This is a genomic window from Pseudomonas sp. GW823-FHT02F05 (assembly GCF_058797315.1).
The window spans coordinates 71,435-95,735 of record NZ_JBXAJM010000022.1 but is presented as its reverse complement, the minus strand read 5'-3'; the positions used below and the strand labels follow the sequence as shown (position 1 = coordinate 95,735).

Below are 24,301 nucleotides of genomic sequence, written 5' to 3'. Positions count from 1 at the left end.
CAAGAGCGTTTTGCTTACTTTTGCGCTTTTCAAAAGTGAGCCGCCGTCAGGGCGGAACCCTAAGTGGCCGTTACCTACATAACGGATATGCACTCGGTCTAATCCAACATCCCAGTTGGCTGTCAGGCCGTCTTCGCAGCGATGCGGCGACCCGACAAGCCAGCTCCCACATTTGGATTGCGGAGCATCAGATGGATATGCGCCGGCTGTCAGACCGTCGCGAATGCGGTGGGTCAGCCATAGGTGCATTAACTGATACACCCTATTGGCGAGCAAACCCGCTCCCACATTGTTTGCCAGGGGCCTTTGCATGTATCAATTGATCCTCGGCGGCGCCCGTTCGGGCAAGAGCCGCCTGGCCGAAAAGCTTGCCGCAGAGAGCGGGCTTGCCGTCATTTATATCGCCACCAGCCAGCCGCTCGATGGTGAGATGAACGAGCGTGTCACTTTGCACCGCCAGCGTCGCCCCGACAATTGGGGCCTGGTTGAGGAGCCCATCGAGCTGACGCGCGTGCTGCGCGAAAACGCCGCCACTGATCGCTGCCTGCTGGTGGATTGCCTGACCTTATGGCTCACCAATCTTCTGATGCTCGAAGACCCGGCGCGCCTTGCGTGCGAGCGTGATCAACTGTTGCAAACCCTGGCTTCGCTGCCGGGAGAAATCATTTTTGTCAGCAACGAGACCGGTCTGGGTGTCGTGCCGCTGGGCGAATTGACTCGCCGTTATGTGGATGAAGCCGGTTGGCTGCATCAAGCCTTGGCCGAGCAATGTCAGCGCGTTGTGCTGACGGTTGCCGGCCTGCCCCTGACTTTGAAAGGTACTGCGTTATGACCGACTCCTGGTGGCTCAACCCCTGCAAGACGGTGAATGCCACAGCCCACGAACAGGCGCTGGCGCGTCAGCAGCAGTTGACCAAGCCCGCTGGCTCCCTCGGCCAGTTGGAGGCCCTGGCGGTGCGGTTGGCGGGTTTGCAGGGCCAGGTCAAACCGTCGGTGGATCACCTGTGGATCGTGATTTTTGCCGGCGATCACGGCGTGGTCGCTGAAGGCGTGTCGGCATTTCCCCAGGCGGTGACCGGGCAGATGCTGCAAAACTTTGTCACCGGTGGTGCGGCAATCAGTGTGTTGGCGCGGCAACTGGAAGCGCAATTGGAAGTGGTTGACCTTGGGACGGTCACGCCGTCCCTGGATTTGCCCGGCGTTCGTCACCTGAATATCGGCGCGGGCACGGCCAATTTCGTGCATGGCCCGGCGATGACTCAGTCTCAGGGGCAACTGGCCCTGCAAGCCGGGCGAGACAGCGCACACCGCGCCCTGGCAGGCGGCGCGCAGCTGTTTATCGGCGGCGAGATGGGCATCGGTAACACCACCGCCGCCAGTGCCTTGGCCTGCGCATTGCTGGATTGCCAGGTCACTGACCTTACAGGCCCTGGTACCGGTTTGAACGCCGCAGGGGTCAGCCATAAGGTCGCGGTCATCGAGCGCGCCTTGGCGTTGCACGCCGGTCAGCGCGGCGATGCGTTGCAAACCCTGTTCAATCTCGGCGGTTTTGAAATTGCTGCCTTGGTTGGCGCCTACCTGGCCTGCGCCCAGGAAGGCATGGCGGTGCTGGTGGATGGGTTCATCTGCAGCGTGGCCGCGCTGGTGGCGGTGCGCTTGAACCCGGCATGCCGCGAATGGCTGGTGTTCGGCCATCGGGGTGCCGAGCCGGGTCATCGCCATGTGCTGCACAGCCTCGATGCGCAACCGTTGCTGGAACTGGGCCTGCGGCTGGGCGAAGGCAGCGGCGCGGCGTTGGCGGTGCCCTTGTTGCGTCTGGCATGCGCGCTGCACGGGCAGATGGCGACCTTCGCCGAAGCCGCCGTGGCGGATCGCCCCGCATGACCTTGCGCCTGGACCTGCTGCGCCACGGCGAAACCGAGCTGGGCGGCGGCCTGCGTGGCAGCCTGGACGATGCGCTGACCGCCAACGGCTGGCAGCAGATGCGCGACGCAGTGGTGGGGCAAGGGCCCTGGGATCGGCTGATCAGCTCGCCGCTGCAACGCTGCGCTCTGTTCGCCCGGGAGCTGGGGACGCAACTTGATTTGCCGGTGAGTCTGGAGCCTGACTTGCAGGAGCTTCACTTCGGCGCCTGGGAAGGGCAGAGTGCGGCCGCGTTGATGGATACCGATGCCGAAGGGCTGGGCTTGTTCTGGGCCAACCCCTATGGCTTCACGCCGCCGGAGGGTGAGCCTGTCATCCAGTTTTCCGAGCGCGTGCTTGGCGCTGTCGCCCGGCTGCATCAGGCGTACGCGGGCCAGCGGGTGCTGTTGGTCTGTCATGGCGGTGTGATGCGCCTGCTGCTGGCTCAGGCGCGAGGGTTGCCCCGTGAGCAACTGCTGAATGTTGAAGTGGGTCACGGTGCCTTGTTCGGCCTGCAGGTTGAAACCGATGGAGTGTTGAAGGAAGGACTCTGACGATGCTGCCGTTCTGGATCGCCCTGCAATTTCTCAGCAGCCTGCCCATTCGCTTGCCGGGCATGCCGCAACCTCAAGAACTGGGCCGTTCGTTGTTGTTTTATCCGCTGGTTGGGTTGCTGTTCGGCGTGCTGTTATGGGGCCTCAACCAGGTGTTGCAGGGCGCCCCGTTGCTGTTGCACGCCGCGTTGCTGCTCACAGCCTGGGTGTTGCTCAGCGGTGGCCTGCACCTGGACGGCCTGGCCGACAGCGCCGATGCCTGGCTGGGCGGTTTTGGCGACCGCGAGCGCACCCTCAGCATCATGAAAGACCCGCGCAGCGGCCCGATTGCGGTGGTCACCCTGGGCTTGGTGCTGCTACTCAAGTTCAGCGCGCTGGTGGCATTGATCGAACAACACAATGGCGCCGCGTTGATCCTGGCGCCCCTGATCGGACGCGCTTCGATGCTGGCGCTGTTTCTCAGCACGCGCTATGTGCGGGCGGGCGGATTGGGTCAGGCACTGTCAGACCATCTGCCGCGAATTGTCGGCCAACAGGTGCTGATCCTCAGCGGGTTGGCCTGCATTCTGATCGGCGGTTTCAGCGGCGGTATCGCGGTGTTGCTGGCAGCACTGTGTTTCGTGTGGCTGCGCCAGTTGATGGTCAAGCGTCTGGGCGGTACCACCGGCGACACTGCTGGCGCGCTGCTGGAGCTGCTTGAAGTCGCGGTACTGGTCGGGCTGGCGCTGTAACGCTTTCTTGCAATTGATTAACTCCGGGTATATACACGCTCTATGCTTGCCTCCCAATGTTTATGCACCAACCTGCGACGCGCTGCCCGTGGCGTCAGCAGGCACTACGACGGCGCTCTCGACGGCTTCGGGATCAACGTTGCCCAGTATTCTTTGCTGTGCAACCTGCAGCGCCTCGATCAACCGAGCATTTCCAGCCTGGCGGACGCCATGGGCCTGGATCGCAGCACCCTGGGGCGCAACCTGCGCGTCCTGGAAGGTGAGGGGCTGGTGCAGTTGGTGGAGGGTGACGATTTGCGCAACCGCCTGGTGGTGTTGACTGCCACAGGGCAAGAGCGGCTGACTGCCGCGTTACCGGCTTGGGAAGCGGCGCAACAGAAATTGATTGATAAGCTCGGCGCCGAAAAGCGCGAAATGTTGTTGGCCTTGCTGGATGAACTCGCCTGAACGGCGGTTTGTTCGACTACAAGCGGGTATATACCCGCGAACGGAGAATAAGAAATGACCTCGATGTGGCGCACCAGTGGTTGGGTCCTTTTAGGGAGTGCGCTGATCCTGGCGTTGTCCTTGGGCGTACGGCATGGCTTTGGCCTGTTCCTGGCGCCGATGAGCAGCGAATTCGGTTGGGGGCGTGAAACCTTTGCCTTTGCCATCGCCTTGCAGAATCTGATCTGGGGCTTGGCGCAGCCATTTACCGGGGCCTTGGCCGACCGTTTCGGCGCGACCAAGGCGGTGTTTGTCGGCGGGGTGTTGTACGCCGTCGGCCTGGTGCTCATGGGCATGTCCGACTCCGCGTGGTCATTGTCGTTGAGCGCAGGTTTGCTGATTGGCATTGGCCTGTCCGGCACTTCGTTCTCGGTGATTCTCGGCGTGGTTGGCCGCGCCGTTGCGCCGGAAAAACGCAGCATGGCCATGGGCATTGCCAGCGCCGCCGGCTCGTTCGGCCAGTTCGCCATGGTGCCCGGCACCCTCGGCTTGATTGGTTGGCTGGGCTGGTCGGCCGCCTTGCTGGCGCTGGGCTTGATGGTGGCGTTGATCCTGCCGCTGGTCGCCATGCTCAAGGACCGGCCGCTGGCGGTCACGGTGGGCCAGCAAACCCTGGGCGAAGCGCTGAAAGAGGCCTGCTCCCACTCCGGCTTCTGGCTGCTGTCCTTCGGCTTTTTTGTGTGCGGTTTCCAAGTAGTGTTTATCGGTGTGCACTTGCCGGCGTACCTGGTCGACCAGCACCTGCCGGCCACGGTGGGCACCACGGTGCTGGCCTTGATTGGCCTGTTCAACGTATTTGGCACCTACACGGCGGGTTGGCTCGGTGGCCGCATGTCCAAGCCACGTCTGCTCACCGGCTTGTATCTGTTGCGGGCGGTAGTGATTGTGTTGTTCCTGTGGGCGCCGGTCACCGAAGTCACGGCGTATCTGTTTGGCATGGCGATGGGCTTTTTGTGGTTGTCCACGGTGCCGCTGACCAATGGCACCGTCGCGACCCTGTTTGGGGTGCGCAACCTCTCGATGCTCGGCGGGATTGTGTTCCTGTTCCACCAGCTTGGCTCGTTCCTCGGCGGATGGCTGGGCGGGGTGGTCTATGATCGAACCGGCAGCTACGATTTGATCTGGCAGGTGGCAATTTTACTCAGCCTGCTCGCCGCCGCGCTGAATTGGCCGGTGCGTGAGCGGCCGGTGGCGCGCATTCAGGCGCAGATGGAGGCGGCATGAGCATGACAGCGCGTCTTATGCTGTTGGCTGTGGGGCTGGGGTTGTTGCTGCTGGCCTGGTGGGGTTGGCAACGGGGCGGCCTGGCGTTGATGCAACTGGGCATGGCGATCTGCTAAGTTGTGGGTCTGAACTGACTTAAGGACTTTTGACATGCAGATGCGCTGGCTCGCTGTACCCGTCCTGATGGCTATTGGTAGCGTGGCGATGGCCGCCAGTTGCCCACCGTTGCTGGAGGGCCAGTTGCCCAAGCTGCGGGCCAAGGAATCCATCGATCTGTGCCAGCAATTCGCTGGCAAACCCTTGGTGATCGTCAACACGGCGAGCTTCTGCGGCTTTGCCCCGCAATTCAAGGGCCTGGAAGCGTTGTATCAGCGCTACAAGGGCGAAGGTCTGGAAGTGATCGGCGTGCCGTCCGATGACTTCAAACAGGAAGCCAAGACCGGGGAAGAAACCGCCAAGGTCTGCTACGTGAACTATGGCGTGACCTTCACCATGACCGAGCCGCAGAAGGTCAAGGGGCCGGATGCGGTGCACCTGTTCAAGGTGCTTGCACAGCAGGCCGACGCCGCGCCCAAGTGGAACTTCTACAAGTATGTAGTGGATCGCCAGGGCAATCTGGTTGCCAGTTTTTCCAGCCTGACCAAGCCGGACAGTCCGGAGCTGATCAAGGCGGTGGAACAGGCATTGGCTTCCAAACCCTGACCGCCAGCCAAACAAAAGCCCCGCCTCCTTCACAGGAGAGCGGGGCTTTTTTATACGACTGCGGTTAGAACTTGTAGGTCATGCCCAAGCCGAAACCGTTGGCGCTGTTTTCATACTTGGCGTTGTAGCTGGCCAATTGGTTGGAGCGCGAGATCTTGACGTCCTCTTCCTTCAGGTAGGAGTAGGCCAGGTCGATGGTCATGTTATCCATGACCTGGTAGCCCAGGCCCAGGCTGAAGATAGTACGGTCGCCGGTCGGGATGCGCGGTGAGCGATCCGTGTTGTTGGTAGGCGACTGGTCGAATGTCAGGCCGGTACGCAGTACCACTTGCTTGGTGAGCTGGTACGAAGTACCCACGGCGTAGGCCCAGGTGTCGTGCCAGTTCTGGTCTTCCTTGATTGTGCTGACCAAGCCTGGGGCAAGCGCGCCGCCAGTAGCGCCGCTGACGCCTTCGTTCTTGACGGTGATGTCTTTCAGGCGGCTCCAGCGTGTCCAGGTTGCACCGGCATAGAGTTTCCACGCGTCGGTCAGGTCTTGAGTGACGGACAGGTCGTAGGACTCAGGTGTGTCGATTTTCAGCGAGGCGTCATAGCGGTTGCTGCGCAGGAACGGCGAGGTCGCGGTCGGTGCGGTGACTTCGGTGTGGCCGTCCAGCTTGTAGCTGACCTTGGAGTGGTAGGTCAGGCCGACACGGGTGGTATCGGTGGCTTGGACCAGTACGCCGATGTTGAAGCCCAGCGCGGTGTCGTCACCCTTGATCTTGATATTGGTGTCTGGCGCGCGAGGGTTCAGCGTCAGGTCCGATTCCAGGGTGCCGGCGATGCGGTTGATGGTCGGGCCAAAACCCACGGAAACGCGGTCGTTGAAGGCGTAGCTGACGGTCGGTTGCAAGGTGATGACTTTCACTTCGCTCTTGCTGCCAAAGCCACGACCCTGGAAGCCGCTTTCGTAGTCGGTTACCAGGCCGAACGGCGCATAGACGCCGAAGCCGACAGCCCACTGGTCGTTGAGCTTATTGGTGTAGAAACCGAAAGGCACGGCAGTGAAAGGCACCATATCGCCTTTGTTGCTGCCAGCGGAGCGGCCGCTGACATTGCTGATATCGGTGGAGGCATCAATGGCTGCAACGCCACCGGTGATCTGTTGGCCTTCCAGGCGTGCCATACCGGCAGGGTTACCGAACACAGTGCTCGCATCATCGGCAGAAGAAGAGCGACCTGCGAAACCGGTACCCATCCCGCTGACGCTCTGTTCGTTGAGGGCAAAGCCGCTGGCGAACAATTGGGAGGATGCCATGGCAACGGCGAGGCTAAGTGTGGTCTTGAGCATTACTTTTTTCATTATTAGAACTCCGTGTGATCACCGCTGCGGAAAGTATCAATAAATTTCACATCGCGCTATAGGCTGTAATGCAGGAGATAGAGCGGTTTTGTAGGACAATCCGACCAAAATTGCCGTTTTTTGCCGAATCTTGCAATTTGCCCGGTCAGCAAGCTGCCTGTTTCATGGGGCTTACACAGGTTTGCCACGCTTGGGTGAAATCTCGCAGGCGGCCTTGTGGATGGAATATTTCTTTCCAGATACGCGCCATGGCCAGCACATCGCCGGGTGCGGGAAGGGCGGGGCGTTGTTGTTCCACCAGCAACCAGGCGATGGCCGTGGCGTAGCGCAGGTTCACGGTCAACTCCAACTGAGGCGCGCTGAGGAACGCATGTTGGCTGGCCAGCCCGCGCACCAGGCTGGCGCGCTCCGGGTCCAGGGCCAGGTAGTCATCCCAGAGGGCGCGGTGGCGTGGTTCGGTGATGCTGTAGAGGCCATGGCCGCGCCGGTCATGCAGCGCCGAGCCCAGTTCTGACTGGCTGGCGGCAATGCCCAGCAGCAGGGATTCGGCTGTCGAACTGTGACGGCCGAGGTACATCAGCGTCGGCCGGATCACATAACGACACAATTCACTGGCGGCAATACCCATACGAGCCTCAGTCCTTACAAAGAGTGGACGAGCCTGAGAAGGGGGGCTTGGCAGCAATGAATCGGATCTCAGGCCCGTCTAAGCGGATCATGCCGCTTGACTTGAAGTGTAGTGTCATATTCCTGATGTAAAGGACTGTTTTTAAAACATCTTCTGCAATCGGTTATAACGTTTATATCGATTTGTACTTAGCGCCACGGACTCAAGGCCAAATTCCAGGCAATAAAAAACCCTGTTGTTCAAACAGGGTTTTTGAGGTTTCAGCGACGCGGGTCGATCAGGCGGTCAGTGCCTGACGGGTACGATCGATCACGGCCTGCAGCGGTTCTGCGCTGGAGTATTGATCGGGGTACAGGCGTTCGCTGTGACGAGCGATGCCGTGTTCGTTGACCAGGGTGAAGCTGAAGCAGCCTTTGCGAGCAGCCATGATCAGGCAGTTCATTGGGGCAAAAGCGTTGGTGAGGGCGCGAATGGCATCCTGAGTGTGGATTTGAGCGTTCATATTATTGGTGTTCCTACAAATGACACGGATAAGAACCGTGCAACGTTAAAACGTTCCAGTAACGCTGATCACCATTGATCAAACGAAGAACCCGACTGGAACAAAGCAGCCAGTTTGAAGCGCTATGGAATTAGGCGCGCTTGGGCTGGCAGGTAGGTACTTAGGAGGGCAGGCAACACAACAGGGGCAAAGGTTCTGGGCCCGGGGTGAAGATCCTGATCAATTTGCAGGTTGGTTCGGTCAGAGTATTGGAACTTCGCGACACCCTTTGCTTGTTCAAAGGCAGTGTCGTCGCAAGGAATACCTGGAAACCATCGAGGTGGCCGATCCCATGTGGTTCAGGGGACGTATTCGACCAGAATTGACTTTCAGCTTGGTACTAACGCCGCGGATAGTAACGGATTGAAACAGGGAAGGGAAGGCCGATGGCAAAAAAACTTCGATCAGCCGCCGAGCAACTCGCGATAGACCAGTATGGTCATGGACGCGGCCAGGGCGCACCCCAGCCCATAGGCGGCGAGCGTCAATCGCAAGGACTGGCCGGTCTCGATCATGTGGATCACTTCGCGCATGTCATTGATCTTTCCGTCACTGAGTTCGATGCACAGGACCACGGCGGTAAAGGCTGCTGACAGCAAGATAGCAATGGCGAACAGTGCGCCGTCCGGAGAGGGGAGCGCGGCATTGATTCCCAGGGAGGTCGCGCAGATGGCCAGTAGCAGCCCGGCGAATAACAGAATTCCTTTCATCGGCCCTACTGGTTTGCATTGTCGGTGGCGCAGTGTGGCGAGCCGAGGCGGATTTGAAAAGCCCTCGGGTTTGCCCGGTCAGTAACATGTTTAACCGGTGTTGAATCAAAAAACGCCGCCGATATAACCAGTCGATCGGGACTTGTGCACATTTGTGGCCAAGGGTGTAACCCTGCTGTCACTGGTGTGCAAGTGCGCCCATTTGCCTGTAATCAAAATTTAAGTCAATGAAAAATCTCGCTTTTTTTTATTGGTGAAAAAATCGTCAGTTTGACTGCGGCCCCCGTTCCATGGGGCTTTGCGCCTGTTCTAGGGGGGTTGTCCACTGAGTTATCCACAGCTTCTGTGGATTGTCCCGAGCGCTTGCTCTAGGACGGGCGTGCACGTTTTTTTCAGCTTTACCTGTACGAAAAAAAGAGTAGAGTGGCGCGCCTTCCGTTCTGCCCCACAGTGCTTTATGAAGTTTCGCTCAGTATCACCTTCTGTTACCGACACGCCCCAAACTGTTACCGCACCCAAGCGTTTTTCCTTGAAGGTCGCATTGTGGCTGCTCGACAGCCCGCGCCTGGGGCAGAGCACCAATATCAAGCATCTCGCCGGACGCTTGCTCAAGCAGCCCGCCCGCGAAGGCGTGGTGGCCGCTCAGAGCCGTCTTGGCCAACTGATGTGCCGCGAGTGCGGAAATGCCCGTGACCGGCGCATCGGCCACGATTTGTTGCGTTCGGCTGCTCGCGCCGGCGACCGTCGCGCCCAGCGCGAACTGGGCCAGGTCGAAGACTGAGCTGTCCTCCGGCCTTAGGCTTGGTTAACCTTGATCTTTTTCGGTGATGGCAGAAATGGCTATGGTGTTTGACTGGACCAGTATCGCCTTGGGTCTTGTGGGTGCAGCCGTGCCGCTACTGGCGCTGTGCTGGCAACTCCAGCGGCGTCTGACCGCACGCACCACCGGTTGGGAGCTGCTGGAAGAACGCCTGGCAACCGCGCAACTGGCCCAGGAAGGGCTCGCCGCGCAACTGGACGCCAGTCGCGATGAGATCAGTGACCTCAGCCAGGCCAATGCCGCCAAACAAGCCGACCTGGCGGCGCTGCGCCGTGAAGTCGAGTTGTTGCAGATCGACCGCGATAACGCCCGCGATGCCGCGCACGCCTGGAACCTCGACCGCAGCGCCAAGGAAACCGAACTGCGTCGCCTTGACGCCTTGGCCGCTGCCCTGAGCGCCGAATTGCGCGAGCAGCAAGAGAGTCATCAGCAACGACTCACCGACCTGCAAGGCTCACGAGACGAACTGCGTGCGCAATTTGCCGAGCTGGCCGGCAAGATCTTCGACGAGCGTGAGCAGCGCTTCGCCGAAACCAGTCAGGAGCGCCTGGGCCAACTTCTGGACCCGCTCAAGGAACGTATCCAGTCCTTCGAGAAGCGTGTCGAAGAAAGCTATCAGAACGAAGCCCGTGAGCGCTTTTCCCTCGCCAAAGAGCTTGAGCGCCTGCAGCAATTGAACCTGCGTCTGTCGGACGAAGCCACCAACCTGACTCGCGCCCTCAAGGGCCAGAAAACCCAGGGCAACTGGGGTGAGCTGATTCTTGAACGGGTGCTGGAGCACGCGGGCCTGGAGAAGGGCCGTGAGTACCAGACCCAGGTCAGCCTCAAAGGCCCGGATGGCGAGCGTTTCCAGCCCGACGTGCTGATCATGTTGCCGGGCGACAAGCAGGTGGTGGTCGACTCCAAGGTCAGCTTGACCGCCTATCAACAGTACGTTGCGGCGGATGACGAGGTGATTGGCCAGGCCGCCTTGAAGCAACACGTGCTGTCCCTGCGTAATCATGTCAAAGGCTTGGCCGGCAAGGACTACAAGCGCCTGGAGGGTTTGCACAGCCTGGATTTCGTCCTGCTGTTCGTACCGATCGAGGCTGCCTTTTCTGCGGCATTGCAGGCCGAGCCCAACCTGTTCCAGGAAGCCTTCGACCGCCATATTGTAATCGTCAGCCCCACGACCTTGCTCGCCACCCTGCGCGTGATCGACAGCCTGTGGAAGCAGGAGCGCCAGAGCCAGAACGCACGGGAAATTGCCGAGCGTGCCGGTTGGCTGTATGACAAGTTCGTGCTGTTTATCCAGGACTTGGACGAAGTGGGCAACCGGCTACAACAGCTGGACAAGGCCTACAGCGCGGCGCGCAACAAGCTGACGGATGGGCGTGGGAACCTGGTCAGCCGTACCGAGCAACTCAGGTTGCTCGGTGCCCGCGCCAGCAAGAGCTTGCCGGCGGATCTGCTGGAGCGGGCGATGACCGATTCGGATGGCGTGGCGCATCTCCCGGAATAAATACGGGGCTAAATTGTAGGAACGGGCTTGCTCGCGAAAGCATAGTGTCAGTCAACACATCTAAAACTGACACACCGCTTTCGCGAGCAAGCCCGCTCCCACAAATAGATCGAATACAACCCCGTTACAGGGGCAAATGTCTGCTCAATAGCGCCCGCAACGCCGCCGGCTTCACCGGCTTGGCCAAGTAATCCAACCCCGCCCCATGCACCTCGGCAACCATCTCCGGTCGTCCATCGGCACTGATCACTACGCCGGGAATCGGCTCGGCCAGTTGCGCACGCAGCCAGCCCATCAACTCGGTACCGGTTTCTCCGTGGTCCAGGTGGTAATCCACCAACGCCAGTTGCGGGCGGATACCCTCGGCCAGCAATGCCGCGCATTCGGCCTGGTTAGCGGCCGTCCAGACTTCACAGCCCCAGCGCGTGAGCAGGCTGCGCATGCCGATCAGGATGCTGTCTTCGTTATCCACACACAGCACGCGTGCGCCACTCAAGGGCAGGCCGGTTTCTGCGGGCGCCTTGGGTTGCACGCTGGTCTGGTTACGGGCCAGCGGCACGCACACGCTGAAGACGCTGCCTTTGCCCGGCCAGGAGCGCACGCTCAGGCGATGGCCCAGCACGCGGCACAGGCCGTCGGCAATCGCCAGGCCCAGCCCCAGGCCCTTTTCGGCACGGGTCTGGTGACTGTCCAGGCGCTTGAACTCTTCGAAGATCACCTTTTGTTTATCGGGCGCAATACCAGGCCCGCGATCCCAGACCTCCAGGCAGAGTTCGCCCTTGCGACGACGTACGCCCAGCAGCACCGGGCCGTCGGCATAACGGAAGGCATTGGTCAGAAAATTCTGCAAAATCCGCCGCAGCAGCTTGATGTCGCTGTCCACTCGCAAACGGCTGCCGCGCCAGCGGAAGCGCAAGTGTTGCTCCTGGGCCAGCGCCTTGAATTCTGCTCCCAGGGTGTCGAACAGCTCGTTGAGAACAAAGGGCTGGCGTTGTGGGTTGATCTTGCCGTTTTCCAGGCGCGAAATGTCCAGCAAATCGCTGATCAGGTCTTCGGCCGAGCGCAGTGAGCTATCCAGATGCTGCACCAACTGCCGTGCCTCGCCGGACAGGCCATCGGTCTGGTGCGAGAGGGCGGCGGAAAACAACCGCGCAGCGTTCAGCGGTTGCATCAGGTCATGGCTCACGGCCGCCAGGAACCGCGTCTTCGACTGGCTGGCGGATTCGGCCACGCCCTTGGCGTCGGTGAGGGCCACGTTCAGTTGCGACAGTTCATGGGTGCGCTCGGTCACCCGCTGCTCCAGGCCCTCGTTGGCCTCGGTCAGCGCTTGTTCGGCTTCGCGGAACGCGGTGATGTCGGTGAAGCTCATGACAAACCCGCCGCCGGGCATCGGGTTGCCGATCAACTCGATCACCCGGCCGTTGGGGAACAGGCGCTCGGAGGTGTGCGCACGCCCCTGGCGCATCCAGTGCAGGCGACGCGCCACGTGCACCTGCGCTTCACCAGGGCCACACAGGCCGCGCTCGGCGTTGTATCGAATGATGTCTGCAATCGGCCGGCCGACGCTGATCAAGCCGTCCGGGTAGTTGAACAGTTCCAGGTAGCGCCGGTTCCAGGCCACCAGCTTGAGCGACTGGTCCACCACGCTGATGCCCTGGGTGATGTTCTCAATGGCACCTTGCAACAGAGCGCGGTTGAACTGCAGCACTTCCGAGGCTTCGTCTGCGATACGGACCACGTCCTCCAGCTGCATTTCCCGCCCTTCAATCGCCGCTTTCACCACCGCCCGCGTCGATGAGGCTCCGAGTACGCCGGCCAGCAAGCGTTCGGTGTGGGCGATCCAATCGTTATCAGCATTCTGGTTGGGGTTGAAGCCTTTGCCCTGGCGATAGGCGAAGCGAATAAAACTCTGCTGGGCCCGTTCTTCCCCGACGAAGCGTGCCGCCAGGCTGAGCAGGTCGCTGATCTGCACCGACAGCATGGAGCGCGCACTCGCACGCTGGCTGATTTCCTGGCCGATAAAACGGCCTGCCTGCCAGTGCTCGGAAACCCGTGTGCGCGACAGCATCGACACCCACACGAAGAGGGTGAAGTTACCTGCCAGGGAGAACACGGTGCCCAGGGTCAGCGAGGTGACCGACAGCCCGAACGGGTGGGAGTGCATCCATGTCAGGCCGGGGAAAAGGTTGAGCGACCAGCCCAGACTTTTCGCCGTCACTGGCAAGACCAACGTGTAGAACCACAGGAAAGTACCGGCGGCCAAACCGGCAAACACCCCACGCCGGTTGGCCTGCTTCCAATAGAGGGCGCCGAGCATCGCCGGGGCCAGTTGGGTCACAGCGGCAAAGGCGATCTGGCCGATGGTCGCCAGGCTGGCGGTGGAGCCCAGCAAGCGGTAGCTCACGTACGCCAGCAGCAGGATGATCACAATGCTCACCCGGCGAACCGACAGCATCCAGTGACGGAAGACTTCGAATGGCCGCTCGGCGCTGGATCGGCGCAACAGCCAGGGCAGCAGCATGTCGTTGGAAACCATGGTCGACAAGGCGATGCTCGCTACGATGACCATGCCAGTGGCCGCCGATGCACCGCCAATGAATGCCAGCACGGCGAGGGCAGGATGGGCCTCGGCCATTGGCAGGCTGATCACATAGGAGTCCGGCAGCACCGAGCCGGGCAACAGCATCTTGCCGCCCAGGGCGATGGGCACCACGAACAGTGCCGCGAGGATCAAATAAGCCGGGAACACCCACTTGGCCAGGCGCAAATCCTGGGGGTCGATGTTCTCCACCACCGTCACATGAAATTGTCGCGGCAGGCAGATGATCGCCATCATGGCGACGCCGGTCTGTACCACCATCGAAGGCCAGTTGATGGTCTCTTTCCAGTATTCCTCAAGGCGCGGGGCGAGCATGGCCTGGCTGAACAGATCGCCGAAACCGTCGTACAAGCCGTAGGTGACAAACGCACCGACGGCGAGAAAAGCGAACAGCTTGACCAGCGACTCAAAGGCAATCGCCAGCACCATGCCGCGGTGGTGTTCGGTGGCGTCGAGGTTGCGTGTACCGAACACGATGGTAAACAGCGCCAATACCAGCGACACAATCAAGGCCGTGTCCTGGGCGCGGGTGCCGGTGGTGTCGGGGCCGGCGCCGATCAGCAGGTTCACGCCCAGCACGATGCCTTTGAGCTGCAGCGCGATATAGGGCAGCACGCCGACCAGGCAGATCAACGCCACCACCACCGCCAGGGACTGGGATTTGCCGTAGCGGGCGGCGATAAAGTCGGCGATTGAGGTGATGTTTTCCTGCTTGCTGATCAGGATCATCTTTTGCAGCACCCAGGGTGCCAGCACCAGCAACAGCACAGGTCCCAGGTAGATCGGCAAGAATGCCCACAGTTGTTCCGCCGCTTGGCCTACGGCGCCGAAGAAGGTCCAACTGGTGCAGTACACCGCCAGCGACAGGCTATACACCCAGGCACGCACACGCGGCGGCAGCGGCGCATGGCGGCGGTCACCGTAAAAGGCGATGGCAAACATAGTGGCCATATAGGCCAGGGCAACGGCGGCGATCAGCCCGCTGGACAGCGTCATGGTAACTCCGAGCATAAGAACACCCGGGCATTCCAGGCCCGGTTGGACAGTCTCGCATGATGCCTGGTGTTAGTCAGTGTCGACCAAGGTCGTGTGGGATCGAATGTCGCAGGCGGCGCTCAGCGTGGCGGCAGGGTTTTCTGGCGCAGGATGTAGATCGTCACCAGCACCGCACTGGTCAGCATAAAGCCCCGTGCCCATGGCAGTGGTACCAGGTAGCAGGAAATCGAGATGCTCAGCCACATCAAGCCGATGGCGTAGACCTTGCCTTTGAGCGGGATGCCATTGCCGTCGAGGTAATCGCGCACCCAGGGCCCCAGGCGCGGGTGTTCCACCAGCCAGTGGTAGAAGCGCGGGGAGCTGCGAGCGAAGCAGGCGGCGGCGAGTAGCAGGAAGGGTGTGGTCGGCAGTACCGGCAGGAAAATACCGATGACTCCCAGCGCTACGCTTAGCCAGCCGATGGCCAGCAGCGCATAGCGCAGGAGCAGTGGACGGTTGCCCATGGGTTCCACGGGCAAGCGACTCAGTGGTGACGTGGCTTGAGGATCGCCGGTTTTTCGTCAGGCGCGTTGCACAGCAGGTACAGCGCGGTCAGGGCTTCCGGGATCTGCACGATCATGTCGTCCATCAGGTTGGCGTCGGCGGCGATGTCGGAGAACTCTGCTTCCTCTTCGAACAGGCCCGAACCGACCATGATCGGCAGCAGCATTTCGCTGACTTCTTCTTCGGCGGTTTCGAACCAGGCGGCTTCGCGCAGGAATACGCCTTCCATGAAACCGATGCACCAGCCGCGCAGGTCGGAGTCATCCGGATCGTCGCCCAGATCCAGCTCGCACGGCAGCTCGAACTCTTCGTCGGAGGCCAGTTGGCGCGCGATGTGGGCCTTGAGGGCGATCAGGGTGGATTCGATTTCTTCGCGATGGGCGGCGTCGCTGTAATGAGGCTCTTCAGCGAACAGCGCGTCGATCCATTCACGGTCCGGGACGGGGTCGGAGCAGATCGACAGGGCGGTCAGGTAGCCGTGGGCGGCCACGTAGTCCAGCGCCTCGTCATGCAGCTCATCGGCGTCGAGGAAGGCTTGCAGGCGGGTTAGTTGCTCAGCGAAGGACATTGAAGGGCTACCTTGGGAATAAACGATGCTGAATTCTAGGCTTTCTTGAGCGCCCAGGCCAGCCGCACGGCATATTTGCCCGGTTTTAGCCTGGTGCGTCTATTCGTCAGTCGCGCCCTTTGGTGGATAACGCTCGGGTATACTGCCGCGTTTTGTGATGCCCCTGCAGGCCCAGCGCCAATCCGGGAAAACTTCGCTTACGGATTATTTTTCGTGAGTGCGGATATTTTCGGCCAGCCTGTATTGAGGGATTTCGGCACCATTTTGGAGTTTTACATGCTCGAGCAGGCTCAACGCGTCCTCAAGGACATCTTCGGCTACGACAGTTTTCGTGGCCGCCAGGGTGCGATCATTGAGCGCGTGGCCAGTGGCGGCGATGCCCTGGTGCTGATGCCTACCGGTGGCGGCAAGTCGCTGTGCTTCCAGGTGCCGGCGCTGTTGCGCAATGGCCTGGCCGTGGTGGTGTCGCCGCTGATTGCGTTGATGGACGACCAGGTCGCCACCCTTGAAGAACTCGGTGTCGCCGCCGCGTCGTTGAACTCCACCCTCAGCGCCGAGCAGCAGCGCGACCTTGCTGCACGCATCAAACGTGGCGAGGTGAAAATGCTTTACCTTGCGCCGGAGCGCCTGGTGCAGCCACGCATGCTGGCTTTTTTGCAGAGCCTTGAGATCGCTCTGTTCGCCATCGACGAAGCCCACTGTGTGTCGCAATGGGGCCACGATTTCCGCCGCGAATACCTGCAGCTTGGCCAATTGGCAGAACTGTTTCCCGATGTGCCGCGTATCGCCCTGACCGCCACCGCCGACAAGCGCACCCGCGAAGAGATCGTCGAGCGCCTGCATTTGCAGAACGCCGAGCGCTTCCTGTCGAGTTTTGACCGGCCCAATATTTTCTACCGCATCGTGCCCAAGGAGCAGCCGCGCAAGCAGTTGCTGGCGTTCCTGTCCGAGCGGCGTAGTGACGCGGGCATTGTGTATTGCCTGTCGCGCAAGAAAGTCGACGAGGTCGCGGCGTTCCTCTGTGAACAAGGCTACCCGGCGCTGCCTTACCATGCCGGGCTGCCCAATGAAACGCGATCAGCGCACCAGAAACGCTTCCTGAACGAGGAAGGCCTGATCATGGTGGCGACCATTGCCTTTGGCATGGGCATCGACAAATCCAATGTGCGTTTCGTGGCGCACATGGATCTGCCCAAGTCCCTTGAGGCTTATTACCAGGAAACCGGGCGTGCCGGCCGCGATGGCCTGCCGGCGGATGCCTGGATGGTCTACGGCCTGCAAGACGTGGTGATGCTCAAGCAGATGCTGCAGAACTCCGAGGGCGACGAGCGCCACAAGCGCCTGGAGCAGCACAAGCTCGATGCCATGCTTTCGTTGTGCGAAGAGACCCGCTGCCGCCGCCAGACCCTGCTGGCGTATTTTGACGAAGACATGCCTGAGCCCTGCGGCCACTGCGATAACTGCATCGACGGCGTGCAAACCTGGGACGCCACCGAACCGGCGCGCCAGGCGTTGTCGACGATCTATCGCACCGGCCAGCGTTATGGCGTGGGCCATCTGGTGGATGTGCTGCTGGGCAAGGACAACGAAAAAATCCGCAGCTTCGGCCACGAGAAACTTTCGGTGTACGGTGTCGGTAAAGCTCGCGCCGAAGGTGAGTGGCGTTCGCTGTTTCGCCAGATGGTTGCCCGTGGGCTGGTCGACATCGATATCGAAGGCTACGGCGGGCTGCGCCTGAATGACAGTTGCCGGCCGTTGCTCAAGGGCGAAGTGAGCCTGGAACTGCGCCGTGACCTCAAGCCGCAGACCACCGCCAAAAGCAGCAGTACTAGCCAGGCCAGCCAACTGGTGCGGGGTGAAGAACGCGAACAGTGGGAAGCCTTGCGCACCCTGCGGCGCAAACTGGCGCAGGAGCACAGCGTGCCACCCTACGTTATCTTCCCCGACTCCACCTTGCTGGAGATGCTTCGTGAGCAGCCCACCACCATGGCCGAGATGGCCCGGGTCAGCGGTGTGGGCGCGCGTAAACTGGAACGCTACGGCCAGGCCTTCCTGGAAGTGCTCGGCGGCCAGGCCGAAGCGCCGAAGGAAATCGCCGATATTCGCCACGAACTGATCAGCTTGGCCCGTGCCGGCATGACCCCGATCCAGATCGCAGGCCAACTGCAATGCTCGGAAAAAAACGTGTACACCTTGCTCGCCGAAGCCATCGGCAAGCAGCAATTGTCCCTGGAGCAGGCCCTTGATTTACCTGAGGATTTGCTCGGTGAAATCCAGGACGCGTTTCTCGATGGAGAAGGCGAATTGCCAGCTGTCACCGAAATTGCGCCGTTGTTTACCGGGCGTGTTCCGGAAGGCGTTTTGTACTGCGTGCGTGCTGCTTTGCAGTCGGAATTCGAAATTTAGTGTGCCAATTACGACAATGTAACGAATCAGTACATAGCGGGCCTTGCCTACTGACAGGGCTCATGCTTAGCTGACTAATAATTAGCCATACTTTATTTTCAGTCTTAAACATGAGTTTTTTATGCCGTTAACCGATCAACACCGTTTTGGCATGCAGTTGGCGCAAATGTCCCGAGGTTGGCGCGCCGAACTGGATCGCCGGCTGGCGGGGCTGGGCTTGTCCCAGGCGCGCTGGTTGGTGCTGCTGCACCTGGCCCGTTTTGTCGAAGCACCCACCCAGCGTGAATTGGCCCAAAGTGTCGGCGTGGAAGGGCCCACCCTGGCTCGTCTGCTCGACAGCCTCGAGGGCCAGGGCCTGGTGCAACGCCAGGCCGTAGTAGAAGACCGTCGTGCCAAACGTATCCTGCTGTGCGACACCGCCCAACCGTTGATCGACCAGATCGAAACCATTGCCACGGCGTTGCGCCATGAATTGTTCGTGGGCGTGAATGAAGAAGACCTGCGGGTGTGCATGCGGGTGCATGAGCACATCCTGGCGAACCTGGAAAAGTCCTGATCTGCAAAATGTAGGAGCGAGCTTGCTCGCGAAAAACGCCAACGATAACGCGGGCTTCCTGAATAAACGCGGCGTCTGTGGGTTTTTCGCGAGCAAGCTCGCTCCTACAAAAGTCCTTGGCAATCCTTTCCTAGAACGTCTGGCCCAGGTTCAAGTACACCGCCTTCTGATTATCATCATTGAACCCATAGCTGAAATTCAGCGGCCCCAGTGGTGTATCAAACCCCAGGAAAATACTCGCGGCGTTGATATAGCCGCTGTCGAACTCGTTATCGTTGTTCCACGCCCGGCCCCGTTCCAGGGATGCACCCAGGTACAACGGGAAGTCCAGCGGCAGGTAAGAGCGTGGGGTGAGCCTGCGGAAGTACACCGCGCGCATGAGGCTGATGTTCTGCCCCGAAATCGCATCCTGGCGGAAGCCCGACAATTGCCGTGCGCCCCCCAGCAGGAAGCTGGAAATCACCACATCCGAATTATCCAGTGTGCGACCGTAACGACCGCCCAGTATCAAGGTGTCCGGCCCGTGGCTCATGGCCTTGTCCAGCTTGAATTCCCACTGGCGATAGCGCTGGTCGGAGCCCAAACCGGGTTCGAACTCGCGAAAGGCCAGGCCGATGTCTTCGCCGCTGTGGGGGAAGTACACGTTGTCCAGGGAGTCGAAGGAATATTTGAGTTCATAGAAGCCTTCGCTGAAGCTCACGCTCGGCAGGTCGCGGTCGCCAATGCGCACGTCCGCCTTGCCCCAGGCTTCGCCCACGCCAAAGCGGATCTCGCCGCTGTTGCCGATCTGCCGGCCCACATTCAAACCAAAGCCATAGCGTTCCAGGCGGTATTCGGAGATGGGGTCGTTGTCCAGGATCAGCTCGACATTCTGTGCCTCGGCCCTGATATAGGGGGCCACAAAGTAGCGTGAGCCGGTGTCCATGGGCTGGTAGAACTCGCTGTAGAGCTCCTGCCGATCACCAATCTGCACCCGTGTGAGCCATTCCGCGCCGAGGCGGTTGATGCCGTTCACACGGTAACTGGCGCCGAGGTTGAAGGCGCTATCACCGCGCATGTCATCCGAGAGGTTCAAGCCCAGTCGCAGGTAGTCGGTGCCGCTGCGCTTGCCGCGTGCGCTGATCACCAGGGTGTTGTCCTGGCCCTTTTTCACTACGCGGTATTGCACCTGCTCGAAGTAATCCAGGCCGTACAGGGTGCCCATGTCCGATTGCAGGCGGCCCAGATTCAAAGGTTCTCCCAGGCCCTGGCGAATGTAGTAGCGGATGACGTCATCGCTGACCTTGGAGTCGTTCTCCACCTGGATCGCGGTGATCACCGGGGTGCGTTCGCCCGGCGTGCGCGCGGCTACCAGGTCGGCGTCGATGGGTTCGGCAGGGCGCAGGTGTGCCAGGCGTACGTCGAGGGCACGGGTGGCGCGGTAGCCAGCGTCGATCATGTCCTTGGCGCGGCCAAAGTCGGTGACGCCATAAGCGGCCAGCGGTGGTTGGATCAACACATCCTTGGGGTTCAGGGCCTTGAGCTGCTCTTCGGAGTTGCGCCGGGTCATCAGGGTGATGGACTGGTTGAGCACATCCACCACGGTTGCCAATTGCTTGCGCGAGCGTAGCGGGGTGCCGATGTCGACCACGATGGCGATATCGACGCCCATCTCCCGCGCCACGTCCAGCGGGATATTGTCGGTCATGCCGCCATCTACCAGCAGGCGGCCATCCAGCTCCACCGGGGCGAACACCGCGGGGATCGACATGCTGGCGCGTATCACCTGGGGCAGGTGGCCTTTGCTGAACACCACTTTTTCGCCGGTGGTGATGTCGGTGGCCACGGCGCGGAATGGGATCGGCAGCTTGTCGAAATTACGTGTGTTGCTGCTGTGGGCGAACATGCTTTCCAACAGCAGTGCCAGGTTCTGGCCCTGGATCACGCCCAGCGGCAGGCCGAGGCTGCCATCGTCGCGGAAACTGAGTTTTTGTTTGACCAGGAAATCCCGGTCATCCTGTTTGCGCCGAAACGGAACGTCTTCACGTGGTGGCGCGTCGGACAGGGCCTGCTGCCAGTCGATACCCAGCGCCAACTTCTCCAGCTCGTCGATCTTGTAGCCTGACGCGTACAACCCGCCAATCACCGCGCCCATGCTGGTGCCGGCAATCGCATCGATATGAATACCTTGCTCTTCAAGCGCCTTGAGCACACCGATATGCGCCAGGCCACGGGCAGCCCCGCCGGACAGCACCAGGCCGATTTTCGGGCGGGGCGTTTCTACCGCGTCGGCAAGTAGGGGGACAAGGCACAGGAACAGGCAAGACAGCAGGCGGCGCATCATCAATCTCGTGGCTGGGCGACAAAGGCCGCTATTATAGCCACCCGATTCGCTGAGCCTGTTACGCCAGGAGCCGCTTAATGATGTCTGCATGCAAACCCGAGATCGTTATCACCTATTGCACCCAGTGCCAGTGGTTGCTGCGCGCCGCGTGGCTGGCCCAGGAGCTACTCAGCACCTTTGCCGATGACTTGGGGCGCGTGGCACTGGAACCGGCCACCGGCGGGGCCTTTCGCATTACCTGCGATGGCGTGCAGATTTGGGAGCGCAAGGCCGATGGCGGTTTTCCCGAGGCCAAGGTGCTCAAGCAGCGAGTGCGCGACCAGATCGACCCGCAGCGCGACCTCGGGCATAACGACCGTACCGTCTGAAGTCAGGCCGGCGCCGGTTGCTTGGCCTGGCTGGCGCTGCCCATCAGGCCGGAGAGCACGATGGCGACGATGATCAAGGCGCCGCCCAGCAGCATGCGCAGGGTCGGGGTTTCGGCAAACAGCAGCCAGGCCACGGTGATGCCGTAGACCGGTTCCATCGCAAACACCACCGAAGCGGTGCGCGCCTTGATTACGGCAAGGCTGGCGACAAACAGGCTGTGGGCGAGGCCGGTACAAAACACCCCCAGCAGCCCGATCCACAGCCAATCTATCCCTCGCACATCCGCCAACCCCGGCGCGGCCACGGGCAGCAGGCACGCGGCGACCACGACGTTCTGGCACAGCGCGGCCTGTACCGCTGGAATGCGCCCGGAACTGGCGCGATTGTTCAGCGACAACAACGAGAACAACAGGCCCGAGGCGATGCCCCACAGCAGGCCGCCCGTGGCTTCGCTGGCGAGATTGAAATCCGGGGTCACAAGCACCAGGCCAACGGTGACCAGCACCACCAGCAGCACTTCATTGGCCCGAATACGCTCGCGGAAAATCAGCCCCTCAAGGATCACCGTAAAGGCCGGAAAGGCGGTGAACCCCAAGGTCGCCACGGCCACGCCGGCGACTTTGACGGCGATAAAGAACGTCACCCAATGGGCAGCCAACAACACGCCGCTGACCAGCAGCCGGCGCCAGTCACGCATCTCCAGCTTTTTCAAGGGAGCGTTGCTGGCAAAGCGCGCAAATACCGCCAGCGCCAGCACGGCAAACGCCGCCCGGCCAAATACGATGATGGCGGGGGAGGCCGCCGCCAGCTTGCCGAACACGCCGGTGAGGCCAAACATCAATGCGCCGATATGCAGGGCGCCGAGGGCTGAGCGGGGAGTCATTGCGATCCTTGATCCAACAGGGGGTGACAGCCTCGCAGTCTAGAGGGTTGGCGGGTGGGCGTCTGTCGCGGGTGGGGTGATTTTTAGCGCAAGACTCTTGCTAGCCCGCTCGACGCAATGCACCGGGCGAGGCGCCAAACGCCCGAAGCATGGCCGCGCAAAATGCACTTTGCGAGGCGTAGCCGACGCGCTCGGCAATCTCGCCGATGGGTAGGGAGGTTTCGCGTAAAAGCCTGAGCGCCAAGTGCAAGCGGCGACTGCGTAGATAGTCCATCGGCGTTTGCCCGCACTCCGCCATGAACCGCGCATGCAGGCGCGGCACGGACAAATCGGCAATCCGCGCCAGGTCGGCCACCTGGAGCGGACGCGCCGCATGGCGCTCGATATGGCTATTGAACGCGGCATAAGGCAGACGCCGGCCAGGCAGCGGTTGAGCTTGAGGGTGGTTGAGGCTGGCCAGTAACAACACAGCGCCTTGCTGGACGATCAGTGGGTCGTGCACCGGGCTCTGTGCCAGCCACTGCACCAACTGGTGTTGCCGGGCATCCAACACGAGGCGTGCGGGTTGGTCGAGCAAGCGGCGGCTGGCATCGGCATGTTCGCCCAAGGATTGCACCACCCAGTGCTCGGTCGGCACATCCAGCACCAGGCAGCGGCTGCCATCGCGGCTGATGCAGGCGTGGTGGGCGGAGAAGGGCAGCACCATCACGCTGCTTTCGCGTACCTGGCTGCCACGGCCATCGACCTCCAGGTCCAGGTGCCCGGAAAGGCCGAACACCAACTGCGCATGGTCATGGCTGTGGGCAATGGGCGCTTCGAGGTAGTGGCGTAGCGTGAGGGTCGGGCTCATCGCGGTCTCCAGGGCGGCAAGCCGTCAGTCTACAACGCTTGGCGGGCCGCAGGCGCTGTCATCAGACTGACGCACGCTTGTCATGGGCTATTAATCGCCAAGGCGCAAGCTCGCCAAAACAGCGTCGAGGGATGCCCATGACCCGTGCCGAGTTCACCAAGCCCAGCCGCAAGCAACGGGTGCGAACCCTGTGGATTTCCGACGTGCACCTGGGCACTCGGGATTGCCAGGCCGAGCATCTGTCGCACTTTCTCAAGGGCTACCACGCCGACAAGGTCTACCTGGTCGGTGACATCATCGACGGTTGGAAACTGCGCGGCGGCATGTATTGGCCTCAAGCCCACACCAACGTGATCCGCCGCTTGCTGACCATGGCCAAGCGTGGCACCGAGGTGATCTATGTCACCGGCAACCATGACGAGTTCCTGCGTCGCTATTCCAAGCTGATCCTGGGCAATATCCAATTGGTCGATGAGGCTGTGCACGTCACCGCCGATGGCCGCCATTTGCTGGTGATTCATGGCGACCAGTTTGATGTGATCACGCGCTATCACCGCTGGCTCGCTTTCCTCGGCGACTCGGCCTACGAGTTCACCCTGACGCTGAACCGCTGGCTGAACCACTGGCGTGCGCGGTATGGCTACGGTTATTGGTCGCTGTCGGCGTACCTGAAACACAAGGTCAAGACGGCAGTGAGTTTTATCAGCGATTTCGAAGAGGCGATTGCCCACGAGGTGACCAAGCGGGAATTGCACGGGGTGGTGTGCGGGCATATTCACCATGCCGAGATTCGCAAGGTGGGCGAGGTGGATTACCTCAACTGCGGGGACTGGGTGGAGTCGTGCACGGCCTTGATCGAGCACTGGGATGGGCATATCGAGTTGTATCGGTTGGCGGATGCGCAGGCTAAAGAGGCACTGCTAAAGGCCGAAATGGTCGCTGGCTGAACCTGTGGCGAGGGAGCTTGCTCCCGTGACGGCCTGACAGCCGACGCTGATCTACCTGACACCCCACGATTCAAATGTGGGAGCGGGCTTGCCCGCGATGGCGGCGGGTCAGGCAATTAA

General features: G+C 61.0%; 24 protein-coding genes. 13 read left to right on the top strand and 11 right to left on the bottom strand.

The window, feature by feature from the left end:
• A partial coding sequence (locus tag AC1RAC_RS23560; RefSeq protein ID WP_492617033.1) for a hypothetical protein occupies nucleotides 1-312 on the bottom strand: 312 nt, incomplete at its 3' end.
• Here AC1RAC_RS23560 and cobU point away from each other — a divergent pair.
• The 7 genes from cobU to AC1RAC_RS23525 all read left to right on the top strand — a co-directional run bounded on the left by cobU (nucleotide 311) and on the right by AC1RAC_RS23525 (nucleotide 5,599).
• Entirely contained in the window at nucleotides 311-832 is a 522-nt protein-coding gene (gene cobU, locus AC1RAC_RS23555) for a bifunctional adenosylcobinamide kinase/adenosylcobinamide-phosphate guanylyltransferase (protein ID WP_463388884.1), read from the top strand. The genes AC1RAC_RS23560 and cobU overlap by 2 nt on opposite strands.
• Nucleotides 829-1,884, top strand: coding sequence for a nicotinate-nucleotide--dimethylbenzimidazole phosphoribosyltransferase (gene cobT, locus AC1RAC_RS23550; protein ID WP_492617032.1), 1,056 nt, complete (start codon nucleotides 829-831; stop codon nucleotides 1,882-1,884). Before cobU ends, cobT begins: the two co-directional genes overlap by 4 nt.
• Nucleotides 1,881-2,456: an alpha-ribazole phosphatase family protein gene (cobC, locus tag AC1RAC_RS23545; protein ID WP_492617031.1), complete on the top strand. Its 576-nt coding sequence runs from the start codon at nucleotides 1,881-1,883 to the stop codon at nucleotides 2,454-2,456. Before cobT ends, cobC begins: the two co-directional genes overlap by 4 nt.
• 2 nt (nucleotides 2,457-2,458) lie before the next feature.
• The gene (locus AC1RAC_RS23540; protein WP_054920193.1) at nucleotides 2,459-3,187 is read left to right on the top strand and encodes an adenosylcobinamide-GDP ribazoletransferase; all 729 of its coding nucleotides are present in this window, start codon (nucleotides 2,459-2,461) and stop codon (nucleotides 3,185-3,187) included.
• A gap of 42 nt (nucleotides 3,188-3,229) precedes the next feature.
• Nucleotides 3,230-3,634, top strand: a complete 405-nt coding sequence (locus AC1RAC_RS23535; RefSeq protein ID WP_034128336.1) for a MarR family winged helix-turn-helix transcriptional regulator — start codon at nucleotides 3,230-3,232, stop codon at nucleotides 3,632-3,634.
• A 54-nt stretch (nucleotides 3,635-3,688) separates the two neighbouring features.
• Complete coding sequence (locus AC1RAC_RS23530; RefSeq protein WP_014719382.1) at nucleotides 3,689-4,897, top strand: MFS transporter; 1,209 nt, start codon at nucleotides 3,689-3,691, stop codon at nucleotides 4,895-4,897.
• A gap of 150 nt (nucleotides 4,898-5,047) precedes the next feature.
• Nucleotides 5,048-5,599, top strand: a complete 552-nt coding sequence (locus AC1RAC_RS23525) for a glutathione peroxidase (RefSeq protein ID WP_034128338.1) — start codon at nucleotides 5,048-5,050, stop codon at nucleotides 5,597-5,599.
• A gap of 64 nt (nucleotides 5,600-5,663) precedes the next feature.
• On the opposite strand, the gene AC1RAC_RS23520 is transcribed toward AC1RAC_RS23525, so the two are convergent.
• The 4 genes from AC1RAC_RS23520 to AC1RAC_RS23505 all read right to left on the bottom strand — a co-directional run bounded on the left by AC1RAC_RS23520 (nucleotide 5,664) and on the right by AC1RAC_RS23505 (nucleotide 8,820).
• On the bottom strand, nucleotides 5,664-6,941 hold the full coding sequence (locus tag AC1RAC_RS23520) for an OmpP1/FadL family transporter (protein ID WP_003193026.1): 1,278 nt from the start codon (nucleotides 6,939-6,941) through the stop codon (nucleotides 5,664-5,666).
• Between the two features lie 145 nt (nucleotides 6,942-7,086).
• Nucleotides 7,087-7,569, bottom strand: a complete 483-nt coding sequence (locus AC1RAC_RS23515; protein WP_054899027.1) for a hypothetical protein — start codon at nucleotides 7,567-7,569, stop codon at nucleotides 7,087-7,089.
• 277 nt (nucleotides 7,570-7,846) lie between these two features.
• Nucleotides 7,847-8,071 carry a hypothetical protein gene (locus AC1RAC_RS23510; protein WP_034128340.1) on the bottom strand — a complete coding sequence of 75 codons (225 nt, stop codon included), beginning with the start codon at nucleotides 8,069-8,071 and terminating at the stop codon, nucleotides 7,847-7,849.
• 443 nt (nucleotides 8,072-8,514) lie between these two features.
• Nucleotides 8,515-8,820: a hypothetical protein gene (locus tag AC1RAC_RS23505; protein ID WP_072447492.1), complete on the bottom strand. Its 306-nt coding sequence runs from the start codon at nucleotides 8,818-8,820 to the stop codon at nucleotides 8,515-8,517.
• A gap of 457 nt (nucleotides 8,821-9,277) precedes the next feature.
• On the opposite strand from AC1RAC_RS23505, the gene AC1RAC_RS23500 reads away from it, so the two are divergent.
• Entirely contained in the window at nucleotides 9,278-9,601 is a 324-nt protein-coding gene (locus AC1RAC_RS23500) for an SEL1-like repeat protein (RefSeq protein WP_034128342.1), read from the top strand.
• A 175-nt stretch (nucleotides 9,602-9,776) separates the two neighbouring features.
• Nucleotides 9,777-11,141 (top strand): DNA recombination protein RmuC, encoded by a 1,365-nt coding sequence (locus AC1RAC_RS23495; protein WP_169918249.1) that lies wholly within the window; start codon nucleotides 9,777-9,779, stop codon nucleotides 11,139-11,141.
• A 124-nt stretch (nucleotides 11,142-11,265) separates the two neighbouring features.
• On the opposite strand, the gene AC1RAC_RS23490 is transcribed toward AC1RAC_RS23495, so the two are convergent.
• The 3 genes from AC1RAC_RS23490 to AC1RAC_RS23480 all read right to left on the bottom strand — a co-directional run bounded on the left by AC1RAC_RS23490 (nucleotide 11,266) and on the right by AC1RAC_RS23480 (nucleotide 15,847).
• A complete protein-coding gene (locus AC1RAC_RS23490) occupies nucleotides 11,266-14,736 on the bottom strand; it encodes a hybrid sensor histidine kinase/response regulator (protein WP_057976928.1) in 3,471 nt (1,156 codons plus the stop codon).
• A gap of 119 nt (nucleotides 14,737-14,855) precedes the next feature.
• Nucleotides 14,856-15,239, bottom strand: coding sequence for a YbaN family protein (locus tag AC1RAC_RS23485; protein ID WP_019818414.1), 384 nt, complete (start codon nucleotides 15,237-15,239; stop codon nucleotides 14,856-14,858).
• Nucleotides 15,240-15,259: 20 nt separating this feature from the next.
• Nucleotides 15,260-15,847, bottom strand: a complete 588-nt coding sequence (locus AC1RAC_RS23480; protein WP_034128344.1) for a UPF0149 family protein — start codon at nucleotides 15,845-15,847, stop codon at nucleotides 15,260-15,262.
• A gap of 276 nt (nucleotides 15,848-16,123) precedes the next feature.
• Between AC1RAC_RS23480 and recQ the strand changes: the two genes are divergently transcribed.
• Entirely contained in the window at nucleotides 16,124-18,253 is a 2,130-nt protein-coding gene (recQ, locus tag AC1RAC_RS23475; RefSeq protein ID WP_014719373.1) for a DNA helicase RecQ, read from the top strand.
• A gap of 121 nt (nucleotides 18,254-18,374) precedes the next feature.
• Nucleotides 18,375-18,809 carry a MarR family transcriptional regulator gene (locus AC1RAC_RS23470; protein WP_003193007.1) on the top strand — a complete coding sequence of 145 codons (435 nt, stop codon included), beginning with the start codon at nucleotides 18,375-18,377 and terminating at the stop codon, nucleotides 18,807-18,809.
• 130 nt (nucleotides 18,810-18,939) lie between these two features.
• On the opposite strand, the gene AC1RAC_RS23465 is transcribed toward AC1RAC_RS23470, so the two are convergent.
• Nucleotides 18,940-21,129 (bottom strand): patatin-like phospholipase family protein, encoded by a 2,190-nt coding sequence (locus AC1RAC_RS23465; protein ID WP_492617030.1) that lies wholly within the window; start codon nucleotides 21,127-21,129, stop codon nucleotides 18,940-18,942.
• An 83-nt stretch (nucleotides 21,130-21,212) separates the two neighbouring features.
• Between AC1RAC_RS23465 and AC1RAC_RS23460 the strand changes: the two genes are divergently transcribed.
• On the top strand, nucleotides 21,213-21,500 hold the full coding sequence (locus AC1RAC_RS23460) for an Rdx family protein (RefSeq protein WP_014719371.1): 288 nt from the start codon (nucleotides 21,213-21,215) through the stop codon (nucleotides 21,498-21,500).
• A 2-nt stretch (nucleotides 21,501-21,502) separates the two neighbouring features.
• Here AC1RAC_RS23460 and AC1RAC_RS23455 read toward each other — a convergent pair whose 3' ends face one another.
• On the bottom strand, nucleotides 21,503-22,384 hold the full coding sequence (locus tag AC1RAC_RS23455) for a DMT family transporter (protein ID WP_492617029.1): 882 nt from the start codon (nucleotides 22,382-22,384) through the stop codon (nucleotides 21,503-21,505).
• Nucleotides 22,385-22,484: 100 nt separating this feature from the next.
• Nucleotides 22,485-23,234: a helix-turn-helix domain-containing protein gene (locus tag AC1RAC_RS23450; protein WP_034126770.1), complete on the bottom strand. Its 750-nt coding sequence runs from the start codon at nucleotides 23,232-23,234 to the stop codon at nucleotides 22,485-22,487.
• 137 nt (nucleotides 23,235-23,371) lie between these two features.
• On the opposite strand from AC1RAC_RS23450, the gene AC1RAC_RS23445 reads away from it, so the two are divergent.
• Nucleotides 23,372-24,181, top strand: a complete 810-nt coding sequence (locus tag AC1RAC_RS23445; protein ID WP_014719368.1) for a UDP-2,3-diacylglucosamine diphosphatase — start codon at nucleotides 23,372-23,374, stop codon at nucleotides 24,179-24,181.
• The last annotated feature ends 120 nt before the right edge of the window (nucleotides 24,182-24,301 follow it).

Coding starts and splice junctions, on each gene's coding strand:
- cobT (WP_492617032.1), top strand. CDS start 829: ATGACCGACTCCTGGTGGCTCAACCCCTGCAAGACGGTGAATGCCACA.
- cobU (WP_463388884.1), top strand. CDS start 311: ATGTATCAATTGATCCTCGGCGGCGCCCGTTCGGGCAAGAGCCGCCTG.
- AC1RAC_RS23540 (WP_054920193.1), top strand. CDS start 2,459: ATGCTGCCGTTCTGGATCGCCCTGCAATTTCTCAGCAGCCTGCCCATT.
- AC1RAC_RS23525 (WP_034128338.1), top strand. CDS start 5,048: ATGCAGATGCGCTGGCTCGCTGTACCCGTCCTGATGGCTATTGGTAGC.
- AC1RAC_RS23485 (WP_019818414.1), bottom strand. CDS start 15,239: ATGGGCAACCGTCCACTGCTCCTGCGCTATGCGCTGCTGGCCATCGGC.
- AC1RAC_RS23505 (WP_072447492.1), bottom strand. CDS start 8,820: ATGAAAGGAATTCTGTTATTCGCCGGGCTGCTACTGGCCATCTGCGCG.
- AC1RAC_RS23530 (WP_014719382.1), top strand. CDS start 3,689: ATGACCTCGATGTGGCGCACCAGTGGTTGGGTCCTTTTAGGGAGTGCG.
- AC1RAC_RS23520 (WP_003193026.1), bottom strand. CDS start 6,941: ATGAAAAAAGTAATGCTCAAGACCACACTTAGCCTCGCCGTTGCCATG.
- AC1RAC_RS23460 (WP_014719371.1), top strand. CDS start 21,213: ATGTCTGCATGCAAACCCGAGATCGTTATCACCTATTGCACCCAGTGC.
- cobC (WP_492617031.1), top strand. CDS start 1,881: ATGACCTTGCGCCTGGACCTGCTGCGCCACGGCGAAACCGAGCTGGGC.
- AC1RAC_RS23450 (WP_034126770.1), bottom strand. CDS start 23,234: ATGAGCCCGACCCTCACGCTACGCCACTACCTCGAAGCGCCCATTGCC.
- AC1RAC_RS23510 (WP_034128340.1), bottom strand. CDS start 8,071: ATGAACGCTCAAATCCACACTCAGGATGCCATTCGCGCCCTCACCAAC.
- AC1RAC_RS23445 (WP_014719368.1), top strand. CDS start 23,372: ATGACCCGTGCCGAGTTCACCAAGCCCAGCCGCAAGCAACGGGTGCGA.
- AC1RAC_RS23515 (WP_054899027.1), bottom strand. CDS start 7,569: ATGGGTATTGCCGCCAGTGAATTGTGTCGTTATGTGATCCGGCCGACG.
- AC1RAC_RS23535 (WP_034128336.1), top strand. CDS start 3,230: ATGCTTGCCTCCCAATGTTTATGCACCAACCTGCGACGCGCTGCCCGT.
- AC1RAC_RS23465 (WP_492617030.1), bottom strand. CDS start 21,129: ATGCGCCGCCTGCTGTCTTGCCTGTTCCTGTGCCTTGTCCCCCTACTT.
- AC1RAC_RS23480 (WP_034128344.1), bottom strand. CDS start 15,847: ATGTCCTTCGCTGAGCAACTAACCCGCCTGCAAGCCTTCCTCGACGCC.
- AC1RAC_RS23500 (WP_034128342.1), top strand. CDS start 9,278: ATGAAGTTTCGCTCAGTATCACCTTCTGTTACCGACACGCCCCAAACT.
- recQ (WP_014719373.1), top strand. CDS start 16,124: ATGCTCGAGCAGGCTCAACGCGTCCTCAAGGACATCTTCGGCTACGAC.
- AC1RAC_RS23490 (WP_057976928.1), bottom strand. CDS start 14,736: ATGACGCTGTCCAGCGGGCTGATCGCCGCCGTTGCCCTGGCCTATATG.
- AC1RAC_RS23455 (WP_492617029.1), bottom strand. CDS start 22,384: ATGACTCCCCGCTCAGCCCTCGGCGCCCTGCATATCGGCGCATTGATG.
- AC1RAC_RS23470 (WP_003193007.1), top strand. CDS start 18,375: ATGCCGTTAACCGATCAACACCGTTTTGGCATGCAGTTGGCGCAAATG.